This is a genomic window from Bradyrhizobium sp. SYSU BS000235 (assembly GCF_049747295.1).
Taxonomy (GTDB): Bacteria; Pseudomonadota; Alphaproteobacteria; order Rhizobiales; family Xanthobacteraceae; genus Afipia.
Genome location: NZ_JBMHJM010000001.1, coordinates 1,475,537 through 1,501,473, shown reverse-complemented (window position 1 = coordinate 1,501,473; position 25,937 = coordinate 1,475,537). Strand labels below are relative to the sequence as shown.

Here is a 25,937-nt window from a genome sequence, read left to right as displayed (position 1 = left end):
GCGTTGACCAATCGTCTCCCATCATTGTGGATGTTTACACATGAGCTTCACACTCCCGAACCTGCCTTACGCCTACGACGCGCTCCAGCCATACATGTCCAAGGAGACGCTCGAATATCATCACGACAAGCATCACCAGGCTTACGTGACCAACGGCAATAATCTGCTGAAAGGCACCGAGTTCGAGGGCAAGTCTCTCGAAGAGATCGTGAAGGGCTCGTTCGGCAAGAATGCCGCGCTCTTCAACAACGCGGGGCAGCACTACAACCACATCCACTTCTGGAGCTGGATGAAGCCGAATGGCGGTGGTGACAAGCTGCCGGGCAAGCTGGCCAAGAAGATCGACGAAGACCTCGGCGGTCTTGAGAAGTTCAAGGCTGATTTCGCAGCCGCCGGCGCCGGCCAGTTCGGCTCTGGCTGGGCCTGGCTGTCCGTGAAGAACGGCAAGCTCGAAATTTCCAAGACGCCGAACGGCGAAAATCCGCTGGTTCATGGCGCGACGCCGATCCTCGGTGTCGACGTGTGGGAGCACTCCTACTACATCGATTACCGCAACCGCCGTCCCGACTATCTCAAGGCGTTCGTCGATCACCTCGTGAACTGGGAATACGTCGAGGAGCTGTTCTCCAAGGCGGCGTAAGACTTGGCTCGATCTGGTTCGGGGCCGCAGCAATGCGGCCCTTTTGTTTTTCGGCCATATCGCGAAGAGTTTAGGCGGCTTCTCGGCGTGCCGGAGCGGTTTTGCGACGTTTCGCCTGAAGTGGTGCCCTTTCGGGCCTCTTAGCGCTCTTGTGAAGGGGCTGATCCGCCTTTATGTTATAATATAACATAAAGTTCCTCGGCTATTCCGGTTTCCCACAAATGGATCACTCCCACTCGCATCATCACCCCCACGGCCATTCGCATGGCCATGGAGGCCATAGCCACGGCCCCACATCGCCCCATCCGGCGCAGGCGTCGCCGTGGTCGATCCTGCGGATGCCGCTCCTGACCCGTCTCTCGGCCGCTGCAGTCGTCAGTGTCGGGCTTTGGGCCATTGTGCTGCTGGCGATGAGGTAACCATGGGCGCTCAACTGCAATTTCGGGATGTGACGCTGGGGTACGACCGGCACCCGGCCGTGCATCATCTTAGTGGCGAAGTGGCTCCCGGCGCACTGGTGGCGGTGGTCGGTCCCAATGGGGCCGGGAAGTCCACGCTGTTTCGGGGCGTTGTGGGCATCCTGAAGCCGCTGTCCGGGACAATCGGTCTCGGCGGTCTTCAGACCCGGGACATCGCCTATCTGCCACAGAGCGCGGATATCGACCGCAGCTTTCCGATTTCGGTGTTCGACCTGGTCGGAACGGGTCTCTGGCGCAACAAGGGCATTTTCGGCGGGCTCGGCAAGCATGAACAGAAACAAATCAGAGAAGCGCTCGCGGCAGTCGGTCTGAGCGGTTTTGAGAACCGCACCATCGGTACGCTCTCCGGCGGCCAGATGCAGCGCATGCTGTTCGCCCGCGTGCTCCTGCAGGATGCGCGCGTCATCGTGCTCGACGAGCCCTTCAATGCCATCGATGCCAAGACGACGTCCGATCTGATTGCGTTGGTCCGGCACTGGCATGACGAGAAGCGCACCGTGCTGGCCGCGCTGCACGACATGGAGCTTGTCCGCACGAATTTTCCGGAGACGCTCCTGCTGGCGCGCTCGCCGGTGGCGTGGGGCGCAACGTCCGAGGTGCTGACGGCGGACAATCTGCTGTCGGCAAGGCACATGTGCGAGGCGTTCGACGATGCGGCGGCGCCGTGCATCGACGGCAAGCGCTCGCAGGCGGCGTGAGTTTCGCCATGTATGATGCGTTGATCGCGCCGTTCACCGAATTCGAATTCATGCGCCGCGCGCTTGCCGGTGTCATCGCGCTGGCCTTGGGCGGCGCGCCGATCGGCGTCTTCCTGATGTTGCGGCGGATGAGTTTGGTCGGCGATGCGATGGCGCATGCCATCCTGCCGGGAGCGGCGGTCGGTTTTTTGCTGTCGGGCCTCAATCTGTTTGCGATGACGTTCGGCGGATTGGTCGCAGGCTTTGCCGTTGCGATTCTGGCTGGTGTCGTCGCACGGGTAACTGAACTGAAAGAGGATGCGTCGCTGGCGGCGTTCTATCTCGTGTCGCTTGCGCTCGGCGTTACCATCGTGTCCATCAAGGGCACCAATATCGATCTGCTGCATGTCCTGTTCGGCAACATCCTGGCCATGGACGATCAGACTCTGCTGGTGATTGCGTTTAACGCCACCATCACGCTGCTGGTGCTCGCGGTGATTTACCGGCCGTTGGTGATCGAATGCGTCGATCCGGTATTCCTGCGCACGGTGAGCCGTGCCGGTACGCCCGCTCATCTCGCGTTTCTCGCACTCGTCGTGATCAATCTGGTGAGCGGATTCCACGCGCTCGGAACGCTGCTGGCCGTCGGTCTGATGATCCTGCCCGCAGGCATCGCGCGGTTCTGGTCGCGCGACATCACCGGCATGATCGCCATTGCGGTCGCAAGCGCCGCGATCTCCGGCTATGCAGGCTTGCTGTTGTCGTTCCACACCAAAGTGCCGTCAGGTCCTGCGATCATCCTCGTGACCGCGGGGCTCTATGTGATTTCCGTGTTGTTCGGCAGTGTCAGCGGATTGGTCCGGCAGTTGTTTCCCGGGCGTCATCTCGAAGCATAAGGACAACCGCGATGCGACGTGTGGTGTCACTCTTGGCGGTCTGCGTGGTGGCGATGCTGGCGATGTTCTCGCCGGTTCGCGCGCAGGAGCGGATCAATGTCGTTGCGACGTTTTCGATCCTTGGAGATTTCGCCAGGAATGTCGGCGGTGACCGCGTCAACGTCACGACCCTGGTCGGGCCCGATAGCGACACTCATGTTTACACGCCGACGCCGGCCGACGCGAAGAAGATCGCAGATGCGAGGCTTGTGATCGTCAATGGCCTCGGCCTCGAGGGCTGGTTGCCGCGGCTGGTGAAATCATCAGGCAGCAAGGCGGCCACGGTGGTGGCAACCAAGGGGGTCACGCCCCGGAAAATCGACTCGAGCGAGGCGCTGAGCAAGGAGCATGATCCGGGCTCCGCCGATCCTCACGCGTGGCAGTCCGTTCCGAATGCGAAGATCTATGTCGCCAACATCCGCGATGCGCTGGTCGCCGCCGATCCATCCGGAGCAGATGCCTACAAGGTCAATGCCGCAGCCTATCTGGACAAGCTCGATGCGCTGGACCGCGAAGTCCGAGACGCCGTGGCAAAAATCCCCGCGGAGCGCCGTAGCGTGATTTCGACCCACGATGCGTTCGGCTATTTCGCGGTGGCCTATGGCATCAATTTCATTGCCCCCCAGGGGGTCTCGACGGAATCCGAGCCCAGCGCCCGTGATATCGCCGCGATCATTTCGCAGATCAAAAAGCAGAAGATTCCGGCGGTCTTTCTGGAAAATGTCACCGATCCCCGGCTGATGCGCCGGATCGCGGCCGAAACCGGGGCCACCATCGGCGGGACGCTCTATTCGGACAGCCTGACCGAGGAAAAGGGGTCGGCCCCCACTTACATTGATATGGTCCGGCACAATATAAAGACCCTGACCAGCGCGCTTTCGAGTTAGGGTAGGGGCCACCCGCCACCGGGCGTGCTTTGAGATGCCTGGAGTTTTCATGTCCGAAGTCGCTTCCAACAAAATTCCCGTGACCGTGCTGACCGGCTATCTCGGCGCCGGCAAGACCACGCTGTTGAACCGGATCCTGTCCGAGAACCACGGCAAGAAATACGCCGTCATCGTCAACGAATTCGGCGAAATCGGCATCGACAACGACCTGATCATCGGCGCCGACGAAGAAGTGTTCGAGATGAACAACGGGTGCGTGTGCTGCACCGTGCGCGGCGATTTGGTCCGCATCATTGACGGCCTGATGAAGCGCAAGGGCAAGTTCGACGCAATCATTCTCGAGACGACCGGGTTGGCCGATCCGGCACCGGTGGCACAGACGTTCTTCGTCGACGAAGACGTCCGTGACAAAACCGCGCTCGATGCGGTGGTGACGGTCGCCGACGCCAAGTGGCTCAGCGATCGGCTGAAGGATGCGCCGGAAGCCAAGAACCAGATCGCCTTCGCGGACGTGATCGTGCTCAACAAGACGGACCTCGTCAGCAAGCCGGAGCTTGCCGAAGTCGAGGCGCGGATTCGCGGTATCAATCCCTACGCCAAGCTGCACCGGACCGAGCGTTGTCAAGTCAAGCTGACGGACGTGCTGGAGCGCGGCGCATTCGATCTCGACCGCATTCTGGAAATCGAGCCTGAGTTCCTGGACGACGGCGGCCATGACCACGATCATGATCACCACCATCACGACCACGGTCATCATCACCACCATGACCACGATCACGGCCACTCCCATGGCGGCATGAAGCACTATCACGACGAAGACATGCAGTCGTTGTCGCTGCGGACCGAGAAACCGATCGATCCCACCAAGTTCATGCCGTGGCTTCAGGATCTCGTGGCCAAAGACGGCGAGAAGATCCTGCGCTCGAAGGGCATCCTGTCGTTCCAGGGCGATGACGATCGCTACGTCTTTCAGGGCGTGCACATGATGCTGGAAGGCGATCACCAGAGGAAGTGGAAGGACGGTGAGCCGCGCGAGAGCCGCGTCGTCTTCATCGGCCGGGAATTGCCGGAGCAGGCCATTCGCGAAGGTTTCGAGAAAACCATCGCACAATAAGCTCCTCCGCCGAGGCGCATGCGCGTAATGGTCTTTAGCATGTGTTTTTCTTTCTTCTCATGACGGGACATGCCGAGCCGGCATGTCTCATGAGGCCATAGAGTCATCAACGATGTCTTTGAACGATCCTGCGTCCATTGTTTCTGTCACCGACCGCGTGACCAAGGTCGCGCTTGGTGCGCCTGCAATCGCCGTGCATTTTCTCGGCGACGTCGCGGTGTTCGTCGGCGCTGAAGAAAGCGTGTCCCTCGCAAACGACGAGGGCGAAACAACCTCGGTTGCGATTCATGGCGGCGGTATTTTGTGTACCGCGGCCGACGGCAAGCGTGTGATTGCCGGCGGTGATGACGGCAAGCTCGTTGCTGTCGATGCCAAATCGCAGGTCGAGACGCTGGCGACGGATGCCAAGCGGCGCTGGATCGACAATGTCGCCATTCATCCCGATGGTGCAGTCGCATGGTCGGCGGGCAAGACTGCGTTCGTGCGACCGCCGAAAGGCGAGGACAAGTCGTTCGACATGCCGTCCACTGTCGGTGGACTGGCGTTTGCGCCGAAGGGACTGCGGCTTGGCGTCGCGCATTACAACGGTGTGACACTGTGGTTTCCCAACATGAGCGGGAGGCCGGAATTTCTCGAGTGGAAGGGCTCGCATCTCGGGATCACTTTCAGTGCGGACAACCGTTTCCTCGTGACCTCGATGCACGAGTCTGCGCTGCATGGCTGGCGATTGGCCGATGCGCGGCACATGCGCATGACCGGATACCCATCGCGCGTGCGTTCCATGTCCTGGAGTGCCGGTGGAAAATTCCTCGCGACCTCCGGTTCGGACAGCGTGATCCTGTGGCCATTCGGAAGCAAGGATGGACCGATGGGCAAGGAGCCGGCGATGTTGGCGCCGTTGCAGGCCAAGGCCACCGTCGTCGCATGCCATCCCAAGGATGAGATCTTCGCGGTGGGTTACAGCGACGGCACCATTTTGATGGTCCGCATCGAGGATGGTGCAGAGATCCTCGTGCGTAGAAATGGCGGTGAGCCGGTATCCGCGCTGTCGTGGAATGCGAAGGGAACACTGCTTGCTTTTGCAACGGAAGACGGCGACGCTGGCCTGCTTCCAATGTAGAATCGGCCTGCATGCGTTTTCTCGCGACTTTCCAGACGCTCGACTTCCTCGATACCCTGGCCAGTCTGATGGCCGCCTTCGTCCTCGGCACCCTGATTGGCGCCGAGCGCCAATATCGGCTGCGCACTGCCGGTCTTCGTACCAATGTGCTGGTGGCGGTCAGCGCCGCGGCGTTCGTCGATCTCGCCTGGCATCTGGCGGCGGCTGAAGGTGCGGTGCGCGTCATTGCCTATGTGGTCTCCGGCATCGGCTTCCTTGGTGCCGGCGTGATCATGAAAGAGGGCATGAATGTTCGCGGCTTGAATACCGCCGCAACGTTATGGGGATCGGCGGCGGTGGGCAGTTGCGCCGGGGCGGACATGATCGCGCAAGCTATTGCGCTGACCATATTCGTGCTCGCCGCCAACACGCTGCTGCGTCCGCTGGTCAATGCCATCAATCGCAGGCCGCTGGATGAGCGCTCGTCGGAAGCAACGTATGAACTGCTGGTGACGACAAGCCCCGGGGCGATGGGCGACATCCGCGAACTATTGGTCGCAAAGCTTGAAGCGGCGCAATATCCAGTGAGCGATGTCAACGTGATCGATCGTTCCGATGACGTCGTGGAAATCGTCGCGACCCTTGTCAGCACAGCGGTGGAAGCCAAAGAGCTCGATGCGGTTGTGACTGACCTTGCGCGTCAGCCCGGGGTTCGCCACGCGACATGGGACGTCAGCACCAAGGACTGATGATATCGCGCACGTCAGGCGATTCGGTTCCGAAACTTTTTTCACAATCGATTGAGAGATGATGCGACACGTTTTGCCTCATCTCGGAACTATGGCTCCGGCGCGTCGTTGGCCCTGTCCATAACGACGGGTGCTGAAATGACTCCGAATGAAACGAGACGGGCCAATCGCAGGGACTTTGTGCTTGCGGCGATCATGGTTGCTGGCGGCTTGGTAGCGTCCGGCGTTTCGCTGATGCAACTCGCCGCGCGCGATCAGTTGCCGCAGATGGCGCAGACGACGCAGCCGCCTTCAGACAGACCATCGGTGCCAGCTGGTAAGGACAATGGTCCGGCAGAATCGAAGCCGGGCGGAACACGGCCGACGACGCCTCCGCCGGAGCCCGCGCGTCCTGATGCAGACGCACAGAAGGCCGGCGCAAAGCCGGCGCTGCCGCCGGCTCCGGCCGAGAAGATGGGCGCGCCGGTCAAGAAATAGCGTTTAGGGACAGACAAAAGAAGAAGGCCAAGCAGATGCTTGGCCTTTCGCGTTTCTTTCGTGCTGATGCCGGTTCAGCGAACCAGGATGTTCCGGAACTGCCATGGATCGCTGGTGTCGATGTCTTCCGGAAAAAGGCCCGGACGATCGGTGAGCGGAGTCCAGTCGGTGTAGTAACCCTTCACCGGTCCGAGGTACGGCAGCTGAACCTGAAGGCAACGGCGGAAGTCCATTTCGTCGGCCTCGACGATGCCGGCATTCGGATTTTCCAGCGCCCACACCATGCCGGCGAGCACCGCAGATGACACCTGCATGCCGGTTGCGTTCTGGTAAGGCGCGATGCGGCGCGTTTCCTCGACCGAAAGCTGCGAGCCATACCAGTAGGCATTCTTGCCATGGCCGTAGAGCAGCACGCCGAGCTCGTCGATGCCGTCCTCGATCTCGTTTTCGTCGAGGATGTGCCACGACTTCTGCATCTTGCCTTCCGCACCGAACATCTCGTGCAGCGACAGCACCGCGTCGTTGGCCGGATGATAGGCGTAGTGACACGTCGGGCGATAGACAGCTTTGTCGCCTTCGCGGACCGTGAAGTAGTCCGCGATCGAGATCGCCTCGTTGTGCGTGACAAGGAAACCGTATTGCGGGCCAGGCGTCGGGCACCACGAGCGTACGCGCGTGTTGGCGCCCGGCTGCAGCAGATAGATCGCCGCGCCGCAACCGTCCTTGTGGGTACGGCCGGTCTCCGGCATCCACTTCTCATGGGTGCCCCAGCCGAGTTCGGCCGGCTGCAGGCCTTCCGACACGAAGCCTTCCACCGACCACGTGTTGACGAACACGTTCATCGGCTTCGGCTTCTTCGAGCGCTGGGTATCGCGTTCGGCGATATGGATGCCCTTCACGCCGATGGTCTGGGCGAGCCTGCCCCACTCCTCGCGCGTCTTCGGCTCCGTGACGTTGAGCTTCAGATCGCCGGCGAGGTTGAGCAGCGCCTGCTTGACGAACCACGACACCATGCCCGGGTTTGCACCGCAGGTGGAGACGGCGGTGGGGCCGCCGGGCTTCTTGCGCTTGGCTGCGAGAAGGGTCTCGCGCAGGGCATAGTTGGAGCGCGCTTCCGGACCTGCGCTTTTGTCGAAATAGAAGCCGAGCCAGGGCTCGACCACGGTGTCGACATAGAGCGCGCCGATCTCGCGACACAACTCCATGATCGCGACCGATGATGTGTCGACGGAGAGATTGACGCAGAAGCCCTGGCCGCCGCCTTCGGTCAGCAATGGCTTCAATGTTTCGACGTAGTTGTCCTTGGTGACCGCCTGCTTGATGAACCGGACGCCGTGCTTCTTCGCCAGTTCGCCGTCCTCATGCGGATCGATGATCACGAAGCGCGATTTGTCGTAATCGAAATGCTTCTCGATCAGCGGCAGGGTGCCTTTGCCGATCGAGCCAAAACCGATCATGACGATGGGGCCGGTGATTTTCGCGTGGATCTGCGAGGCAGACGGGCTCATGGTTTGCGGTCTCCGGGAATATGGCCGCGAGAGTGCGGCGAGAGGCAGGTCTTCTGATCTGATCTTCGGTGATCAGCTCTTCGGTGGTCAGGCGCTGCGGCGCTTGGCCGTGACTTCGATTTCGATTTTCATCTCGGGCTTGTAGAGACCGGCAACCGCAAGGATCGTTGCTGCCGGACGGATCTCGCTGAGATGTTCACCGCACACCGCGAACACGGCATCCGCGTCCTTGGGGTCGGTGATGTAGTAGGTGGCACGCACGATATCGGCCATGGCGAACCCGGCTTCCTTCAGCGCGCCCTCGATGGTTTTGAAGCAGTTACGTGTCTGGCTCGTGACATCCTCCGGCAGGGTCATGGTGCTGTAGTCGTAGCCGGTGGTGCCGGAGACAAACACGAAATCGCCGTCAACGACGGCGCGGCTGTAGCCGGCGGTCTTCTCGAAGGGCGAACCGGTGGAAATCAGGCGACGGGACATGGTGTTACCTCGTGAAAAATGAAAAGCGGCATTGCTAGTACCGCCGATTTGAAGTCCCTGTATCAGTTGCGGCGATCTCGTCCAGGGACTTCAAATCGATAGCGGTACTAGAATCATAGGTTGCTAGTACCCTTTGCTTTCCGAAGTTCGCAAAGCGGGTGCTGCGACGTGTTACGAACTTCGGAAAGCGGGTACTAGGCTTTATTCGAGCCACGCAATGCCGCGTCTTGGACGTCAAATCAAGCTGCGTGAGTGACCAGCCGGCGGGCTTTTCCGGTGAGCTTCGTGCGCGGACGGCGAGCCGCCATGCCGGTGGGAACAATCATGCCCCAGGCATCGTCGAGCGCACCCGCGCGCAGTTCCAGTCCGAGCAGGCGATCGCGCTCGAACGGACCCGGCAGCGCCAGCTCACCGGTCTTGAGCGGCGAGAAGCCGAAGCGGGCATAGTAGGGCGCGTCGCCGAGCAGGATCACCGCGCCGTGGCCGCGGGCCTTCGCAAGGTCGAGCGCATGTTCCATCAGAGCCGCGCCGACACCGAGGCTGCGGCACGAGGCCTCGACGGCCAGCGGGCCGAGCATCAGCGCTGGGGCGCCCCCCGCGCTGACGTGCCACAACCGCACGGTGCCGACCAGCCGGCCCTGGCGCACGACCGACAGGGCAAGGCCTTCGGCGGGCGCGCGTCCGTCGCGCAGGCGCTGACAGGTGCGCGTATGGCGGTTTGCGCCAAAGCAGGCATCCAGCAGCGCTTCACGCGCAACGACGTCCGAGGCTCGTTCCGCACGGATCGCGAACGGAGCGGCATCGGTGGTGAGGGCAACAGGGGTCGTCTTCCGAAAAGCAGTCATGGCACGTCAGTCCCCACTCCAGCCGCACGTACGCGGCGGAGTGTTGTCAGCAAAATCGCTTGTGACGGGATGGAAGCCGGCGGGCCGGCTTCCGGTTAGTCGGGTCGCTGAAGGAGCCCTCGGGGCGAGCCCGAGGACAAGCCTCAGATGTGGTAGGTCTTCAGCGGCGGGATGCCGTTGAACGCCACCGCCGAGTAGGTCGAGGTATACGCCCCGGTGCCTTCGATCAGCAGCTTGTCGCCGATCTCGAGCGTGACGGGCAGCGGGTACGGCGCGTTCTCGTACAGCACGTCGGCCGAGTCGCAGGTCGGACCGGCGAGAATGCACGGCGCCATGTCCGCGCCGTCATGCGGCGTGCGGATGGCGTAGCGGATCGACTCGTCCATGGTCTCGGCGAGGCCGCCGAACTTGCCGATGTCGAGATAGACCCAGCGATTCTCGTCGTCGTCGCTCTTCTTCGAAATGAGAACGACCTCGGTCTCGATGATGCCTGCGTTGCCGACCATGCCGCGGCCCGGCTCGATGATGGTTTCCGGGATCTGGTTGCCGAAGTGCTTGCGAAGCGCACGGAAGATCGACCGGCCATACTGCAGAACCGGAGGCACGTCCTTGAGATACTTCGTCGGGAAGCCGCCACCCATGTTGACCATGGAGAGGTTGATTCCACGCTCGGCACAGTCACGGAACACCGTCGAGGCCATCGCCAGCGCGCGGTCCCACGCCTTCACCTTGCGCTGCTGCGAGCCGACGTGGAACGAAATGCCACATGGCTCCAGGCCCAGACGCTTGGCGAGGTCGAGCACGTCGACAGCCATCTCCGGATCGCAACCGAACTTGCGCGACAGCGGCCACTCGGCGCCTGCGCAATCGTAGAGAATGCGGCAGAACACCTTAGCACCGGGAGCGACGCGGGCGACCTTCTCGACTTCGGCGGCGCAGTCCACCGCGAACAGGCGGATGCCGAGCGCGAAGGCGCGCGCGATGTCGCGCTCCTTCTTGATCGTGTTGCCGAAGGAGATGCGGTCAGGCGTCGCACCGGCGGCCAGCGCCATCTCGATTTCCGCGACCGTCGCAGTGTCGAAGCACGAACCGAGCGAAGCCAGCAGCGACAGAACTTCGGGTGCAGGATTGGCCTTCACCGCGTAGAACACGCGGGAGTCCGGCAGCGCCTTCGCGAAGGTCTGATAGTTGTCGCGCACGATCTCGAGGTCGACGACGAGGCACGGCTCGGTGTCGAGACCCTGGTTGCGGCGGGCGCGCAGGAATTCCTGGATACGTTCGGTCATAGCACTCTCCCAAACGGCCCTGCGACGGACCGTCCAAAAAATGACGCCGGATATGAGCGCTTGAGCCATGACGCGCGATGGAGGCGCGGCAATAGCCAACACTCAGATCAGACTGTGCTGCCGTGGATTGGTTGGGAAAGCTCCCGCCCGCACACCTGGCAATGAAGGACAAGCCTCTTCGGTATTCGCGCCAGCTGGTGGAAAGCTGGCAGAGACCAAAAAAGCCCGATCCGTCGTTGCTTTAAGTCGCGTCCCCCGTTGAGAGCGAGGTGCGCCGGTTCGCCTCCGGCTGTCAGTCACGGTTGCAAGGAGGGAAGTCACCTTCAACGGCATCCCTTGAGAGAGATGCTGGCCTCTTGATCAGAGATCGTGAGACCCTCGGTTCTTCGTCCCCTTGGCGGCTGTCCGGCCTCTTGTCCGGATACCTACCGACTGACACACGACCACAGGCACGTGCGAAATTGGGCAAGGGTGCAAATATGAGTTTTGACTCGGTGGTGCAAGACTTTTTTTGCCACCGCACGAAGATTCCCAACGACGTGATGGAAAAGTCGCGCGTGCATGAACAGACGTTGAGAAAGATGAACGCGCGTTAAGTTTTTGCGCGCAAAAATCCGTCAGGCGCGGCGCGTGAAGGGCTCGACGCGCTGCGCGCCGCGTACGAAGCCGACCATGATGGCGACACCGATCACGAACAGAATGATTTGCACGACATGAGCGGCGGTGTCGCTGAGGCCGAACAGGATCGCGAGCGCCCAGCCGCCGGCAAACGCAGCGCCGAACACCTCGGCACCGATCAGGATGGCCGCGCTGATCACGGTGATGACGCTGGGCCATGCGATCTGGCGGGCGTTGGCTTCGAGCTTTTGGGCGTTCATGTCTTAAGGATCCAGTTTGAGGCCGCAATCTCTGCGAAATTGAGCGTTCAATCAAGCCCGGAAGGGCGCAAAAAAGCCCCAGCGGATGGTATACAGAGAACACCATAAATCGCTGCAAATAAGGCTGCTCATGTCAGACGTGTCGCAATCGGCCCCCGTTACCGCCAACCCGCTGCTGTCAGCCTGGCAAACCCCGTTCGAGACGCCGCCTTTTGACCAAATTCTGCCGGACCACTTCCTCCCGGCGTTCGACAAGGCCTTCGCCGATCACACTGCCGAGATCGAGGCGATCAAGAACGACCCCGCCGAGCCCACTTTCGATAACACGATCGCGGCGCTGGAGCGCTCCGGCAAGCTGCTCTCCAAAGTATCCGCTGTGTTCTATGACCTTGTCGGGGCGCACTCGAACCCGGAGCTGCTCAAGATCGATTCCGAGGTGGCGCTGAAGCAGGCGCGGCACTGGAATCCGATCACGATGGACACGGCGCTGTTCGCCCGCGTGAGCAAGCTGCGTGACAAGGCGGCGACGCTGAAGCTGAGCCCCGAGCAGGCGCGGCTGCTGGAGCGCACCTGGACCAATTTCCACCGCGCCGGCGCGGGCCTCGACGCGACCGCCAAGACGCGGATGGCGGACATCAATGAGCAACTGGCGCAGCAGTCCACGACGTTCAGCCATCATTTGCTCGGCGACGAGCAGGACTGGATGATGGAGCTCGGCGAGGATGACCTTGCCGGCCTGCCGGAGAGTTTCGTCGCCGCGGCGAAGGCCGCCGCGGAGGATCGTGGCATGGCGGGCAAGATGGTGGTGACGCTCTCCCGCTCCTCGGCGGAGCCGTTCCTGAAGGAATCCGCCCGCCGCGACCTGCGCGAGAAAGTGTTCAAGGCCTTCACCGCGCGCGGCGACAACGAAAACGCCAACGACAACAGCGCGACGATCCTCGACGTGCTCCGGCTGCGCGAGGAGCGCGCCAAGCTGCTCGGCTACCCGAGTTTCGCCGCCTACCGGCTGGAAGATTCCATGGCCAAGACGCCCGGCGCAGTGCGCGGCCTGCTGGAGCGGGTCTGGAAGCCGGCGCGCGCCCGGGCGATGGCGGATCGCGACGCGCTGCAGGGGCTGATCGCCGAGGAGGGCGGCAACTTCAAGCTCGCCGCCTGGGACTGGCGGTATTACGCCGAGAAGCTGCGTCAGCGGCGTGCCAATTTCGATGACGCTGCGATCAAGCCGTATCTCGCGCTCGACAACATGATTGCCGCGGCCTTCGACGTCGCGCACCGGCTGTTCGGACTGACGTTCAGCGAGCGCAAGGACGTTCCGGTCTGGCATCCCGACGTGCGGGTCTGGGAGGTCAAGGACGCCGCAGGCAACCACAAGGCGCTGTTCTACGGCGATTACTTCGCGCGCCCCTCCAAGCGCTCCGGCGCCTGGATGACGTCGCTGCGTGACCAGCAGAAGCTCGACGGCGAGATCTATCCGCTGATCATCAACGTGATGAACTTCTCCAAGGGCGCGAACGGCGAGCCCGCGCTGCTGTCGCCGGATGACGCTCGCACGCTGTTCCACGAGCTTGGGCACGGTCTGCACGGCATCTTGTCGAATGTGACCTATCCGTCACTGTCGGGCACCAGCGTGTTCACGGACTTCGTGGAGCTGCCCTCGCAGCTTTACGAACACTGGCAGGAACGGCCGGAGGTGTTGCAGAAGTTTGCGACCCACTACAAGACCGGCGAGGCACTGCCGGACGATCTGCTCAAGCGTTTCATCGCGGCGCGCAAGTTCAACCAGAGCTTTGCCACAGTCGAGTTTGTGTCGTCCGCGCTGGTGGACCTCGAATTCCATTCGCAGCCGGCGGCGTCGATCACCGATGTGCGCGCCTTCGAGAAGCGCGAGCTGGACAAGATCGGCATGCCGGCGGAGATCGCCATGCGGCACCGGCCCCAGCAGTTCGGCCACATTTTCTCCGGCGATCACTACGCCTCCGGCTACTACAGCTACATGTGGTCCGAGGTGATGGATGCGGATGCGTTCGGCGCGTTCGAGGAGGCCGGCGACATTTTCGATCCGGCTGTCGCGAAGCGTCTTCACGACGATATTTATTCGTCAGGCGGATCACGCGATCCTGAAGAGGCTTACATTGCATTCCGTGGCAGAAAGCCTGAGCCCGATGCGCTGCTACGCCGTCGTGGCCTGCTTGATGAACCCGAGGCGGCTTGAGATGACCATCGTGCGCCGGCTGGTGCAGCTTTTGTTCATTGTTGCGGCGACCGCATTCGGTGTGGAGGCGGCGAAAGCCCATCCTCACGTCTGGATCACCGCCAAGAGTGAACTGATTTACGGCCCTGATGGGATGGTCACTGGCGTACGCCACGCCTGGACCTTCGACGACATGTTCTCGACCTACGCGCTGCAAGGGATCGAGAGCAAGACAAAGGGAGCCTACACGCGGGAAGAACTCGCGCCGCTGGCCCAGACCAATGTCGAGTCGCTGAAGGAATACGCCTACTTCACCTACGCCAAAATCGGGCCCAAAGGCAGTCAGAAGAAAGAGAAGTTCGGCGATCCGGTCAACTATTACCTCGACTACAAGGATACAGCGCTGACGCTGCATTTCACCTTGCCGTTCAAGACGCCGTTCAAGGCGAACACGCTCGCGCTCGAAGTGTTCGATCCCTCCTATTTCATCGACTTTTCGCTAGACGACAAAGACCCGGTCAAGCTGGTCGGCGCCCCGGCGAACTGTAAGCTAAGCATCGATCGTCCGACCGACGGCAGCGCGCAGGCACAGACGATGAATGAGCAGACCTTCCTGAACGGCGACAACTCGAACTACGGCGCGATGTTCGCCAACAAGATCATGGTGGATTGTCCCTGATGAGTGCCTCTCGTTGGACGCCCGCGCGCGTTGTCGCTTTGGGCTTCGCTGTCGTCGCCGTCGTGACTTTGATCGATTGCGCGGTACACGTTGCCTCGGCAAATCCATTCGGCGCGCCGAAAGGCGGATCGATTCCGGACTCGCAGGTCGGCGGCATCGTCGGCTGGCTGCTGGCCAAGCAGTCGGAGTTCTATCGTCAGATGTCGTCGACGATCCGCGCGGCGAAGACCGATGGCACCGCGGTGTGGACGCTGCTCGGCATCTCGTTCGCCTATGGCATCTTTCATGCCGCCGGCCCCGGTCACGGCAAGGCGGTGATCTCGTCCTATCTTGTGGCCAACGAAGAGACCGCGCGCCGCGGCATCGTGCTGTCGTTTGCCTCGGCCCTGATGCAGGCGCTGGTCGCGGTGGCGATCGTCGGCATCGGCGCCTTGCTGCTCAACGCCACGGCGAAAACCATGTGTGGCGCCGAGCGCGTCATCGAGATTGCGAGCTATGGCTTGATCGCGGCGTTCGGCGCGCGGCTGGTCTGGAGCAAAGGCGGTGGTTTCATCCGGGCACTGCGCTCGTGGCGCGGTGCGGCGGTGCCTCAGCTTGTCCCCGCCATGGCGGGACATGGTCATGTCCATGCGCATCACGACCACGATCATGGCCATTCGCATGCGTCCGCCCATGCGCGGGCGGTTCATGGACATGATGATCACGCGCATCATGATCATCACCACGGACACGCTCACCATCATGATCATGACCACCATCATCATGATCACGGCGACGATCATGCGGGTCATGTTCATGACGAGCATTGCGGGCACTCGCACGGTCCGGAGCCAAGCCAGCTCGCCGGCCCGGGAGGCTGGTCGCGCGGCCTGAGCGCAATCCTCACCGTCGGCATCCGCCCATGTTCGGGCGCCATCCTGGTGCTGGTGTTTGCGCTGGCGCAGGGCATGTTCTGGGCGGGGGTTGCCGCGACGTTCGTGATGGGACTTGGAACTGCGATCACGGTGTCGACGATTGCGCTCGTTGCGGTGTCCGCCAAGGGCATCGCAGCGCGCATGGCCGCAGGCCGGGATGGCGGCGGGGCTATTTTCCTGCGCGGGATCGAGTTCGCTGCGGCGGGGCTTGTCCTGCTGTTCGGCGTCGGCCTGTTGCTGGGCTATATTGCCGCGGAACGCACCACCTGCTTCTGATCGCGCTAGCTTGACATCGGTGTGCCAAAGCGCGATGCCACAGCCATCATGACAACGGTCATTCCACTCGACACGCGACGCCCGGTCACCGAAGCAGCGCAGGGGCGCGTCGGCGTACTGCTGGTCAATCTCGGCACACCCGATACGGCCGATGCCCAGGGCGTGCGGGTGTATCTGCGCGAATTTCTGTCGGACCCGCGGGTGATCGAAAACCAGGGGCTGCTCTGGCAGGTGATCCTGAATGGTGTCGTTCTGCGTATTCGTCCTGCGCGCAAGGCAAAGGACTATCTGAAGATCTGGAACACCGAACAGAACGAATCCCCTCTGAAGACCATCACGCGCGCGCAGTCGGACAAGCTCGCCGCCTCGATCGCTGATTACAAGCATGTCGTCGTCGACTGGGGCATGCGCTACGGCAACCCGTCGATCAAATCGCGGCTCGAGGCGTTGATGGCGCAGGGATGCGAGCGCATCCTCGTGATGCCGATGTACCCGCAGTACTCGGCGGCCACTTCGGCGACGGTGGTGGACAAGGTCGCGACCGCGCTCAAGGACATGCGGGCGCAGCCGACCATGCGTTTCACGCCGCCTTATTACGACGAGCCGAGCTACATCGATGCGCTCGCCATCTCGATCGAAAAGCATCTGGCGACATTGTCCGACAAGCCTGACACGATCATCGCGTCGTTTCATGGCATGCCGCAGTCTTACATCGCGAAGGGTGATCCCTATCAGGCCCAGTGCGTTGCCACCGTCGAAGCCTTGCGCAAGCGTATGGGTCTGGACGAGAAGGGCCTGATGCTGACGTTCCAGTCGCGCTTCGGCTATCAGGAATGGCTGCAGCCTTATACGGACAAGACGGTCGAGCGGCTTGCCAAGGAAGGCGTCAAGCGCATCGCGGTGGTGACACCCGGCTTCTCCGCGGATTGCATCGAAACGCTGGAGGAAATCGTGCAGGAAAACGCCGAGATCTTCCATAAGGCCGGTGGCGAGGCGTTTTCCGCCGTTCCCTGTCTCAATGACAGCGACGAAGGCATGGACATGATCCGCCAAATCGTACTGCGCGAGCTTCAGGGCTGGGTTTGAGCCAAGCCCGGTAGGCCATCCTCGGCCGCCAAAGCCCTTTCTTTCGAACCTGTTTAATTCCGCGGCTGACCAAGGACAGAGCAGCGGTCATACGCCCGTGCTAGGATCACGGTGACGAGTCGTATTGCAGTCATGGCTTGCCACCCTTTGGGAGTTGTTCATGTCCGGTTTTGATATTTTCGCGATCGCGCTGGTGTTGCTTGTCATTTTCACATTGTTCGCCGGCGTGAAAACGGTCTCGCAAGGCTACGACTGGACCATCGAGCGGTTCGGAAAATACACCCGGACACTGGAACCAGGCCTCAACATCATCGTCCCGTTCTTTGATCGTGTCGGCCGCAAGGTGAACATGATGGAGCAGGTGATCGACATTCCCGAGCAGGAGGTCATCACCAAGGACAACGCGACGGTGACGGTCGACGGTGTTGCGTTCTATCAGGTGTTCGACGCCGCGAAGGCGAGCTACGAGGTCGCGAACCTCAATCAGGCGATCGTGACGCTGACCATGACGAACATCCGCTCGGTGATGGGTTCGATGGATCTCGATCAGGTGCTGTCGCATCGTGACGAGATCAACGAGCGGCTGCTGCGCGTGGTCGATGCCGCAGTGTCGCCGTGGGGCCTCAAGGTCAACCGTATCGAGATCAAGGACATCGTTCCGCCGGCCGATCTGGTCGAAGCCATGGGCCGGCAGATGAAAGCCGAACGCGTCAAGCGTGCGGACATTCTGCAGGCCGAAGGCCAGCGGCAATCCGAAATTCTGCGCGCGGAAGGCGCCAAGCAGGCGCAGATCCTGCAGGCTGAGGGCCGGCGTGAAGCCGCGTTCCGCGATGCCGAGGCGCGTGAGCGTGCGGCAGAAGCCGAAGCCAAGGCCACGCAGATGGTGAGCGACGCCATCGCCAGCGGCAACGTCGCCTCGCTGAACTACTTTATCGCCGACAAATATATCAAGGCGTTCGGCCAGCTCGCGGATTCGCCGAACCAGAAGATCATCATGCTGCCTATGGAAGCCACCGGCATTCTGTCCTCGCTCGGCGGCATCGCCGAGATCGCCAAGGCGACCTTCGGTGAGGGCGGTGCTGCCGCCGCGCCGCGCCGTGCGTCAACCGTGCCGAACACCACGCCGACCAAGCCGGCCTGAGAAAGGCGCATGCCATGATGGACCTGTTGGCAAAATTAGGGACCTGGAATTGGCTGATCCTTGGCGTGGCGCTGATGGCTGTCGAGACCTTTGCGCCCGGCGTATTCATGCTGTGGCTCGGGCTCGCGGCTTTGATCGTCGGGTTGCTGTCGTTTGGTATCATATGGTCATGGCAGGTTCAGGTCATCGCCTTCGCCGCGCTGGCGATCGCAATGGTGCCGCTATGGCGGCACTTTGCGCGGGACCATGAGAAGCCGACCGACACGCCATTTCTCAATCGGCGGGCGGAAGGGTTGGTCGGCCGCGTCTTTACGCTCGAGAAGCCGATCATTGACGGTGTCGGGACCGTGCGGGTGGACGACACCATCTGGCGCGTGGCCGGGCCGGACGCGCCGTCCGGCAGCCGGGTGAAGGTGACCCAGGCGGATGGTGCGAGCCTGACGGTTGAGCTGGTATCCTAGGCGACGCCTGCTCGGAGAATATCGTGCAGGTGCACGATGCCGACCGGTGTTTTGCCTTCGGTCACGATCAGTGCGGTGATCTTTGACGAGTTGAGGATTTCCAGCGCCTCGCTCGCCAGCAAATCGGGCCGGATGGTCTTCGGGTTCTTGGTCATCACCTCGTCGACGCTAGCCGTCATCAGGTCGGGCCGCATGTGACGGCGCAGGTCGCCATCGGTGACGATGCCGACGATGTCGCCGCGGCCGTCGACAATGCCGACGCAGCCAAATCCCTTCGAGGTCATTTCCACCAGCGCGTCGGACATCTTGGTGCCGAGCGGCTTCACCGGCACCGCGGTCTCCTGGTGCATCAGGTCGCGCACGAACTTCAGCATCGCGCCGAGCTTGCCGGAGGGATGCAGCGTGCTGAAGTCGAGCGCGGTAAAGCCGCGGCTTTCCAGCAGCGCCACCATCAGTGCATCACCCAGCGCGAGCTGCATCACTGACGATGTGGTCGGCGCAAGATTGTGCGGGCACGCTTCACGCGCCTTCGGCAGCGTCAGCGCGATGTCGGCGGCTGCGCCCAGCGTCGAAGTCGCCTCGGACGTCACCGCGATCAGGCCGATGCGGAAGCGGCGCGAATAGGTGATGAGATTCTTCAGTTCGGCGGTCTCGCCGGACCATGACAGCGCCATGATGACATCATCAGGCGTAATCATGCCGAGATCGCCATGGCTCGCTTCCGCCGCGTGGACGAAGAACGCCGGCGTGCCGGTGGAGGCGAAGGAGGCGGCCATCTTCTTACCGATGTGGCCGGACTTGCCGAGCCCCGTCACGATCAGGCGGCCTTTGGCGTTGCGGATCAGATCGACTGCAGCCGTGAACGGCGCGCCGAGATCGGCTTCAAGCGCTGTGGCAAGGGCGGCAACGCCGCTGGCTTCTGCCTCGAGAGTCCGGAGGGCGGATGCGATCGCGGGCGATGTCGGAGGAGTCACGGTAGCTGCTGCCCGCGGTTTTGAAGTGGCCATAAAACGTTCCAGAGCGTCGTTCCAGAAGAGGGGGCGCCAGAGGCGCCGTGGTGAGCGTTGCTTAGCACGCCGCCAAACCCAATGCGACGCGCTGGTGAAGCGGAGAGTGTCCCGCGAGACGGGGGCGAACGTTAGAATCGGACCACTAGCGTCTCTCAACTCCCCATTAACCATACTTGTTTTAACTCTGTTAACGGCGTTTGCAGACGCCGGGTGACGGCGTTCCTCGTCGCAATCCACTGAATTTGTTGCGTTTTTGGAGTGGGCCCTGGCCGTTCCGGGGCTGGAGAGGTTTTGGAAGTGCCAGGTTGGCAGCGACCTTGGGGGTTGGGGGACCAGTGCTGGCGCGCGCCCGAGTGGCGTGCGCTCCCGGCCTGCCGCGTGTTGGGTACCTCATTCCTTTTGGTGGCTGCTGCTCCTGTTGTCGCCCACGCGCAGACGCTGACCTCGAACATGCTGAATCCGGTGCAGGGTGGGTTCGCGCCGCCGGAACTGTCGCCGCTGCGACGAACGGCTGAAATCGACGACGATCAGGATCAACGCCGCCGATCCGCGCCGGCGCAGTCACGCATCGGCGCGACCCCGACCTACGACATTCCGCCGGCGTCGGGAGCATCGGACACCGGCTTCGATTCGCTGAACCGGACACGAAAACGGCCGAAGCTCTATCCCGGTGCGCCGAAACCGAAATATGCCGGCCCGGGCACCCCCCCCGAATCTGCCACGCCAAATCGAAGCACGCGCGTTGCTGCGCCGGTGTCGCCGTCCGTTGCCGGCAATGCGCCGGGTCAGCCGACGCGGCGGCGGCTGCGGGTGGAAGACGATCCGTTCGCCAATGTCGGCTTCCACACCGGCAGCTTTCTGAGCAAGGCGGCTGTTGAAGTCTGGGGCGGTTACAACACCAACCCCGGCCGCATCGACACGCCCAAGGGCTCGGCGTTCTACACCGTGGCGCCTGAATTGCTGATCGCGTCGGACTGGGAACGGCATTCGCTGATCGCCGATCTGCGCGGCTCTTTCACCGGCTATGGTTCGACCTTTCCGCCCCCCGCCAGCGGCGGACCTTCGCCGATACCGACCAACCTCGATACGCCGAGCTTCGACGGCAAGATCGATGGCCGCGTCGACGTCCAGCGCGATACCCGCATCAATACGCAACTGCGGATGCGTGTCTTCACCGACAATCCCGGTTCGCCGAACATCCAGGTCGGGCTGGCGAAATATCCGTTGGCGACCGACGTAGGTGTGACCGCCGGCGTCGAGCATGATTTCAACCGCCTGCAGGTCAACGTTGCGGGACTTGCGGACCGCACCACCTATCAGCAGTCGCTGCTCACCGACGGCACGTCGACCACCAACGACGACCGCAACTTCAACCAGTTCGGCGGCCTCGCGCGCGTCAGCTACGATTTGATGCCCGGTCTCAAGCCGTTCGGCGAAGTGCAGGCCGACACGCGCGTGCACGACGTCAAGTTCGATCGCTCGGGCTTCCAGCGCGATTCAAATGGCGGCTACGTGAAAGCCGGTACCACCTTCGAGTTCTCACGGCTGCTGACCGGCGAAGCCGCCATCGGCTATTCGATGCGCACCTATCAGGACCCGCGCCTCCAGGACCTGAGCGGATTGCTGACCAGCGCCTCGCTGATATGGACTGCCAGCGGCCTCACGACGGTGACACTCGCCGCAACCTCGTCCATCGATGAAACCACGCTGCCCGGTGTCGCCGGTTCATTGTCGCGCGATTATTCCGTGCAGGTGGATCACGCATTCCGCCGCTGGCTGATCGGCACGGTCAAGGCCGGCACCGGCACCACGGATTACGACGGTGCGCGTTTCGACCGCCGCTACTTTGTCGAGGGTGATCTAGCCTACAAGTTGTCCCGCACTTTCCAGATCAAGGCGCAGGTGCGCCAGGATTGGCTGGAAAGCTCGATTGCCGATGCAAGCTCAAAGGCGACGGTGGTGATGCTGGGCGTGCGCGTGCAGCGGTAGGCGTGTGCATCTCCTCGTCGCGAGGTCTATTTTCAACTCCCATGTCTTTGCGGGGGGGGGCATCCTCCGCGGCAAACGGCTTGTTATGTGATAAATCTTAGGCCCTTTTGAATTCTGCTAAAGACGCAGAATTCTCAATTTCCGTCTTGTACATGTTCATCAAAGAAAGAATTTCATCGGCGAGTTTTCGCCAATCAGTCGCGTTCAAGTCTAAAAATTCTCCGTGTGCAATTTTATTTCTTCGATCCACTAGGCTCTCATCGATTAAGTTATATCGCGCTTCATAAGGCGCGGACGAAAAAGCTAGTGAGGAAATTATGTTGTTAAATACCTTAGAGCTCAGATTTGCTTCCGTATCTATGGCGGAAGCAAGCGACATTTTTGCTGGTTTGTTTAGTTCGCTAAAAATGAAGTCGATGGCGTCTACGTTGTTTCGAGTTTTCTTCGATTGAACAAGCGTATTCAGGTGTCCCTTGATGCCGAACACAACAAAGCAACTTTTCAGTTCGTTATATTTGAGGCCTTGGTTGTTCACGTAATTTAAATAGAGCAAAGAGGCATTTTTTATGAAGCCTTCCCAATGCGCATAAAGCAAGGTAATGCCAGCTCGGATAAGAGTTGCTTCCGTTAAGGCACCTGCGCCTCGTACGCTTAATTTTAGTCCGGCTATTTCCTTTCTTCGCCAGCTTATCTCTTTGTCCAACTCGTCTTGAAGTTGGGTTAAGGTTCTTACCTTGCTCATGAGATCGGACCCTAAGGGCGAAGAAATTCTTCAGCCATAGGGAGTAGTTTGACTAGACGAGTGGTCCCTCGAACGCCAGCTCCAGAATTTGCGCGAAAAATTTCGTTGTCCCAAAGAGATTTAGCTCTCGACAATATGAAGTCATTTCGTTGAGCTTCATTCATAGCAGAGATCGCCGCGATGTTCTTCGAGACCCCGGTTGCCAAAACCTCGTAGACGGACATAAGGAAACTACCTCGGAATTCCTCTCCATCCCATCGCTTAAATGCCTTTGTGCCCAATGCGGCATTGAGAATCGCAAAAGTTTTTTTGAACGTCGCGTCTTCTGCAGCTTGGTTAAAAGTTGTGCCTGTGGCTAGTTTTGGAAGCGCCTTATCAAGATATTCATGTACGTCGAGGCCGGGTTCATACGGCACATTGCGAAAGGAAACAAAGCGTAGCGCCAGTTCCACGCCTGCCTGTGCGTCGAGTGCTGCTTCTGTTTGATTGGTTGTGTTCAAAAAGTCAGGCGCATTGGACGCGGACACCAACCAGTCAAAGAAATCTTTATTCAGCATCACCGCAACGCAATTCCGAACTTCCTGTTGAGTAAGCCCCGCTCCGCCAGTGTTGAGCCGCTGAAAAAGCTCAAACTTGGCCTGAACATCGCTTTCCTTCTTAAGTATTTCGACGCGGAGCCGAGCTCGTTTTAATTCGAGTTGCTGTGCCTGGCCGATTCCATCGTCAGATTCTGGAGTTGATGGCTCCCAGCGTTTGCCCGCTAACGCAGGAAGAAAATTCGTACCGCTAAGAACGAGTGTGCCAAGCTCCTCTCGGCGCGGTCCTCGAAGCACGTCAACGAATTGGAAAATTGTCGATAGTCGCTGAAGCCCGTCAATAAGCTCCCAAATCCCATCTTCGTCTTGATAGACAAAGATGGGTGGGACTGGAATGCCGAGGAGGAGCGACTCAATAAACCGAGTTTTTCGTGTATCGTCCCAACGGAATAACCGCTGAAATGCAGGATGAATCTTAATCTCTTCATTCTTATAGAGATTAATTATCTCTCCTATCGACATATCATAGCTATCTGAAACGATTTCTTTTCTCGCTGCCTTAATTTCATCGGCGAGAGCCATGGTGCACCCCAGTATTTCTACGATCTAAGCCCTCACCGCAAAGTCAAAGGCAGGATCGGCAATTGCTACTGTAGGGAAATTATCGATAGGATCTGCAACTAGCAATAAGCTTCTCTTTGCGAGTGTTTGTGTACGCGTAGGCCCTTGCAACCACGTCACAGCCTCGCCGCTCACCCCAACGCAAACGAAATCCGGTAGCAGTATCCGGTCTCCGCAAACGTCGGCTCCAGCTCGGCGTGCATCTGCTTCAGCGTGACGTTGATCAGCTTGGAGCCGAAATTGTGTTTGCTGGGTGCGGAGACTTTCGGCCCGTCGCGTTCACACCAGTCGATGGCGAGCTTGGCGTCTTCAATCGACCAATCAATGTCGATGCGGCCCGCAGGCTCGGACAGCGCGCCGTATTTCACCGCGTTGGTCGTCATTTCGTGAAACACGATGCGCAGGCTACGGGCCTCGCCTCCGTTCAGCCGCACGTCCGGTCCGGTCAATACGACGCGGTCCTGTCCGTACGGTTCGCACACCGTCGCCGTCAGCAGGTCACGTAGCGACATCGCATTGTCCGCCGGATCATGCAGCAGGTCGCGATTGTCGGCCGCGATGCGCATCCGGTTGATCAGCGTGTCGGCTTCATCCTTGTCCTTCACGGTCTGCTGGACGAGCGATGTCATGACGGCAAGCATGTTCTTGCCGCGATGTTCGATCTCATGCACCAGCAGTTCGCGCTGCTGGTCGCGGTCCTGCAATTCGAACACGGTGCGCCGGTGCCGGATCGCGAGCCACACCACCAACAGGCTCGACAGCCCAAACAGGGTGAAATTCGACAGGTTCACCGATGTCAGCGGGCCGAACGAGTACGCCGGCGGAATGAACGCCCACCACACTGCGATGATGGAGAGAGGGATCGCAAACAATCCCGGCGTGCGGCCGCCGATCAGCGCGCAGATCAGAACCGCTGGAAAAAATGTTGCGAAGTACAGCGTCGAGCCGATCAGGCCGAGAAACATGCGCGCAACAACTGCGACTGCAACACATGCAAACGCCAGCCCCAGTGACCCGGCAAAACCGGGTTCGACCCGCCGATACAGAGAACGCCACCAGCTTTTCACGACAACCTGCCCTGAGCGGAGCTTTCCACAAAATTGGAACGCGGACCAGCGGCAACGAGTGTCGCAGAGGGAATAGTTCCGTCGGCAGCGATCAAACGTCGCAGCAGCAGATCGGCTTATGTCCGAAATAGGACAATCGCCCGTCGCATTGGCGACGAGCGATCAACTTGTCGTATATCGGAAACGGAAGCGCTGCAGGTCAGAGGTACTTCTTCATTTCCGCGCGCAAGTCGTCACGCAGGTCGTCGCGGTCCATGGCATAGGCAATGTTGGCGGCGAGGAAGCCGGACTTCGAGCCGCAATCGTAGCTCTTGCCCTTGAACTTGAAGCCGTAGAACGGCTGCGACTTGGCCAATCCGAGCATGGCGTCGGTGAGCTGAATCTCGCCGCCCGCACCGCGCTCCTGCGTCTCCAGCACGTTGAAGATTTCCGGCTGCAGGATGTAGCGCCCGGTGATCGAGAGATTCGACGGCGCGACGTCCTTCTTCGGCTTTTCCACCATGCCGGCGAGTTCGAACAGATCGCCCTTGGTCTTGCCGACGCCGACCACGCCGTACATGTGCACCTGATCCATCGGCACTTCCTCGACCGCCACGATGTTGGCCTTCTGCGCGCCGGCCGCGTTCGCGGCGTCGATCATCTGTTTCAGGCCGCTCGGCTTGTGCTTCACCAGCACGTCCGGCAGCAGAACGGCGAATGGTTCGTTGCCGACGATGTCGCGCGCGCACCAGACCGCGTGGCCGAGGCCGAGCGGCGCCTGCTGACGGGTGAATGACGTCGAGCCCGCTTCGGGCTGGTCGCGCTCGAGAATGTGCATTTCCTTGAGCTTGTTGCGCTCCTTCAACGTGTCCTCAAGCTCATAGGGCCGATCGAAGTGATCTTCGATGACGCCCTTGTTGCGCCCCGTCACGAACACAAGGTGCTCGATGCCGGCTTCCAGCGCCTCGTCCACCACATGCTGGATCAGCGGACGGTCGACCACTGTGAGCATTTCCTTCGGCATTGCCTTGGTGGCAGGCAGGAAGCGAGTGCCGAGACCGGCGACTGGGAAGACGGCTTTGCGGATTTTCATGAGGCTCTTTTGTGCGGCGTGAGGGAGGACAAAGGGCGGGGATCCAAATGGTTAACGTTTTAAAATTCTAGGGTCGAACATGTTCCGTTGGTAGCGTGTTT

At 60.8% G+C, this 25,937-nt stretch carries 26 protein-coding genes; 16 read left to right on the top strand and 10 right to left on the bottom strand.

Features of this window, described 5'->3' with window-relative positions:
- The first annotated feature begins 40 nt into the window (after positions 1-40).
- The 9 genes from ACP0KA_RS06925 to ACP0KA_RS06885 all read left to right on the top strand — a co-directional run bounded on the left by ACP0KA_RS06925 (position 41) and on the right by ACP0KA_RS06885 (position 7,057).
- Entirely contained in the window at positions 41-640 is a 600-nt protein-coding gene (locus tag ACP0KA_RS06925) for a superoxide dismutase (RefSeq protein WP_424628102.1), read from the top strand.
- A 221-nt stretch (positions 641-861) separates the two neighbouring features.
- Positions 862-1,059, top strand: coding sequence for a hypothetical protein (locus tag ACP0KA_RS06920; RefSeq protein ID WP_424628101.1), 198 nt, complete (start codon positions 862-864; stop codon positions 1,057-1,059).
- 2 nt (positions 1,060-1,061) lie between these two features.
- Positions 1,062-1,817: a metal ABC transporter ATP-binding protein gene (locus ACP0KA_RS06915; RefSeq protein ID WP_424628100.1), complete on the top strand. Its 756-nt coding sequence runs from the start codon at positions 1,062-1,064 to the stop codon at positions 1,815-1,817.
- 8 nt (positions 1,818-1,825) lie between these two features.
- The gene (locus ACP0KA_RS06910; RefSeq protein WP_424628099.1) at positions 1,826-2,692 is read left to right on the top strand and encodes a metal ABC transporter permease; all 867 of its coding nucleotides are present in this window, start codon (positions 1,826-1,828) and stop codon (positions 2,690-2,692) included.
- A gap of 11 nt (positions 2,693-2,703) precedes the next feature.
- Positions 2,704-3,618 (top strand): metal ABC transporter substrate-binding protein, encoded by a 915-nt coding sequence (locus tag ACP0KA_RS06905; protein WP_424628098.1) that lies wholly within the window; start codon positions 2,704-2,706, stop codon positions 3,616-3,618.
- 49 nt (positions 3,619-3,667) lie between these two features.
- Positions 3,668-4,732: a CobW family GTP-binding protein gene (locus ACP0KA_RS06900; protein ID WP_424628097.1), complete on the top strand. Its 1,065-nt coding sequence runs from the start codon at positions 3,668-3,670 to the stop codon at positions 4,730-4,732.
- A 112-nt stretch (positions 4,733-4,844) separates the two neighbouring features.
- The gene (locus ACP0KA_RS06895) at positions 4,845-5,852 is read left to right on the top strand and encodes a WD40 repeat domain-containing protein (protein WP_424628096.1); all 1,008 of its coding nucleotides are present in this window, start codon (positions 4,845-4,847) and stop codon (positions 5,850-5,852) included.
- Between the two features lie 11 nt (positions 5,853-5,863).
- A complete protein-coding gene (locus ACP0KA_RS06890; protein WP_424628095.1) occupies positions 5,864-6,580 on the top strand; it encodes an MgtC/SapB family protein in 717 nt (238 codons plus the stop codon).
- Between the two features lie 138 nt (positions 6,581-6,718).
- Positions 6,719-7,057 carry a hypothetical protein gene (locus tag ACP0KA_RS06885; RefSeq protein ID WP_424628094.1) on the top strand — a complete coding sequence of 113 codons (339 nt, stop codon included), beginning with the start codon at positions 6,719-6,721 and terminating at the stop codon, positions 7,055-7,057.
- Between the two features lie 74 nt (positions 7,058-7,131).
- Here ACP0KA_RS06885 and ACP0KA_RS06880 read toward each other — a convergent pair whose 3' ends face one another.
- The 5 genes from ACP0KA_RS06880 to ACP0KA_RS06860 all read right to left on the bottom strand — a co-directional run bounded on the left by ACP0KA_RS06880 (position 7,132) and on the right by ACP0KA_RS06860 (position 12,051).
- The gene (locus ACP0KA_RS06880; protein ID WP_424628093.1) at positions 7,132-8,565 is read right to left on the bottom strand and encodes a homospermidine synthase; all 1,434 of its coding nucleotides are present in this window, start codon (positions 8,563-8,565) and stop codon (positions 7,132-7,134) included.
- A gap of 87 nt (positions 8,566-8,652) precedes the next feature.
- Positions 8,653-9,042: a RidA family protein gene (locus tag ACP0KA_RS06875; protein ID WP_424628092.1), complete on the bottom strand. Its 390-nt coding sequence runs from the start codon at positions 9,040-9,042 to the stop codon at positions 8,653-8,655.
- A 239-nt stretch (positions 9,043-9,281) separates the two neighbouring features.
- The gene (locus ACP0KA_RS06870) at positions 9,282-9,887 is read right to left on the bottom strand and encodes a GNAT family N-acetyltransferase (RefSeq protein WP_424628091.1); all 606 of its coding nucleotides are present in this window, start codon (positions 9,885-9,887) and stop codon (positions 9,282-9,284) included.
- A 143-nt stretch (positions 9,888-10,030) separates the two neighbouring features.
- On the bottom strand, positions 10,031-11,173 hold the full coding sequence (locus ACP0KA_RS06865; RefSeq protein ID WP_424628090.1) for a type III PLP-dependent enzyme: 1,143 nt from the start codon (positions 11,171-11,173) through the stop codon (positions 10,031-10,033).
- A gap of 617 nt (positions 11,174-11,790) precedes the next feature.
- Entirely contained in the window at positions 11,791-12,051 is a 261-nt protein-coding gene (locus tag ACP0KA_RS06860) for a hypothetical protein (RefSeq protein ID WP_424628089.1), read from the bottom strand.
- 130 nt (positions 12,052-12,181) lie between these two features.
- On the opposite strand from ACP0KA_RS06860, the gene ACP0KA_RS06855 reads away from it, so the two are divergent.
- The 6 genes from ACP0KA_RS06855 to ACP0KA_RS06830 all read left to right on the top strand — a co-directional run bounded on the left by ACP0KA_RS06855 (position 12,182) and on the right by ACP0KA_RS06830 (position 18,799).
- Complete coding sequence (locus ACP0KA_RS06855; protein ID WP_424628088.1) at positions 12,182-14,263, top strand: M3 family metallopeptidase; 2,082 nt, start codon at positions 12,182-12,184, stop codon at positions 14,261-14,263.
- 1 nt (position 14,264) lies between these two features.
- Positions 14,265-14,921, top strand: coding sequence for a DUF1007 family protein (locus ACP0KA_RS06850; RefSeq protein ID WP_424628087.1), 657 nt, complete (start codon positions 14,265-14,267; stop codon positions 14,919-14,921).
- Entirely contained in the window at positions 14,921-16,111 is a 1,191-nt protein-coding gene (locus ACP0KA_RS06845) for a nickel/cobalt transporter (protein ID WP_424628086.1), read from the top strand. The genes ACP0KA_RS06850 and ACP0KA_RS06845 overlap by 1 nt, the downstream gene beginning before the upstream one ends.
- Positions 16,112-16,159: 48 nt before the next feature.
- Positions 16,160-17,197, top strand: coding sequence for a ferrochelatase (gene hemH / locus ACP0KA_RS06840; RefSeq protein WP_424628085.1), 1,038 nt, complete (start codon positions 16,160-16,162; stop codon positions 17,195-17,197).
- A gap of 160 nt (positions 17,198-17,357) precedes the next feature.
- Positions 17,358-18,338 carry an SPFH domain-containing protein gene (locus tag ACP0KA_RS06835; protein ID WP_424628084.1) on the top strand — a complete coding sequence of 327 codons (981 nt, stop codon included), beginning with the start codon at positions 17,358-17,360 and terminating at the stop codon, positions 18,336-18,338.
- 14 nt (positions 18,339-18,352) lie between these two features.
- On the top strand, positions 18,353-18,799 hold the full coding sequence (locus ACP0KA_RS06830; RefSeq protein ID WP_424628083.1) for an NfeD family protein: 447 nt from the start codon (positions 18,353-18,355) through the stop codon (positions 18,797-18,799).
- Here ACP0KA_RS06830 and ACP0KA_RS06825 read toward each other — a convergent pair.
- Positions 18,796-19,806, bottom strand: a complete 1,011-nt coding sequence (locus ACP0KA_RS06825; protein ID WP_424628082.1) for a KpsF/GutQ family sugar-phosphate isomerase — start codon at positions 19,804-19,806, stop codon at positions 18,796-18,798. The genes ACP0KA_RS06830 and ACP0KA_RS06825 overlap by 4 nt on opposite strands.
- Positions 19,807-20,187: 381 nt before the next feature.
- Here ACP0KA_RS06825 and ACP0KA_RS06820 point away from each other — a divergent pair, with 381 nt between their 5' ends.
- Positions 20,188-21,798 (top strand): outer membrane beta-barrel protein, encoded by a 1,611-nt coding sequence (locus ACP0KA_RS06820; protein ID WP_424628081.1) that lies wholly within the window; start codon positions 20,188-20,190, stop codon positions 21,796-21,798.
- Between the two features lie 97 nt (positions 21,799-21,895).
- Here the strand turns inward: ACP0KA_RS06820 and ACP0KA_RS06815 are convergent, their stop codons facing one another.
- The 4 genes from ACP0KA_RS06815 to galU all read right to left on the bottom strand — a co-directional run bounded on the left by ACP0KA_RS06815 (position 21,896) and on the right by galU (position 25,836).
- Complete coding sequence (locus tag ACP0KA_RS06815) at positions 21,896-22,540, bottom strand: MAE_28990/MAE_18760 family HEPN-like nuclease (protein WP_424628080.1); 645 nt, start codon at positions 22,538-22,540, stop codon at positions 21,896-21,898.
- Between the two features lie 11 nt (positions 22,541-22,551).
- Complete coding sequence (locus ACP0KA_RS06810) at positions 22,552-23,658, bottom strand: DUF262 domain-containing protein (protein WP_424628079.1); 1,107 nt, start codon at positions 23,656-23,658, stop codon at positions 22,552-22,554.
- Positions 23,659-23,828: 170 nt separating this feature from the next.
- Complete coding sequence (locus ACP0KA_RS06805) at positions 23,829-24,764, bottom strand: DUF4118 domain-containing protein (protein ID WP_424628078.1); 936 nt, start codon at positions 24,762-24,764, stop codon at positions 23,829-23,831.
- Positions 24,765-24,963: 199 nt separating this feature from the next.
- A complete protein-coding gene (gene galU / locus ACP0KA_RS06800) occupies positions 24,964-25,836 on the bottom strand; it encodes a UTP--glucose-1-phosphate uridylyltransferase GalU (protein ID WP_424628077.1) in 873 nt (290 codons plus the stop codon).
- Positions 25,837-25,937 lie beyond the last annotated feature (101 nt).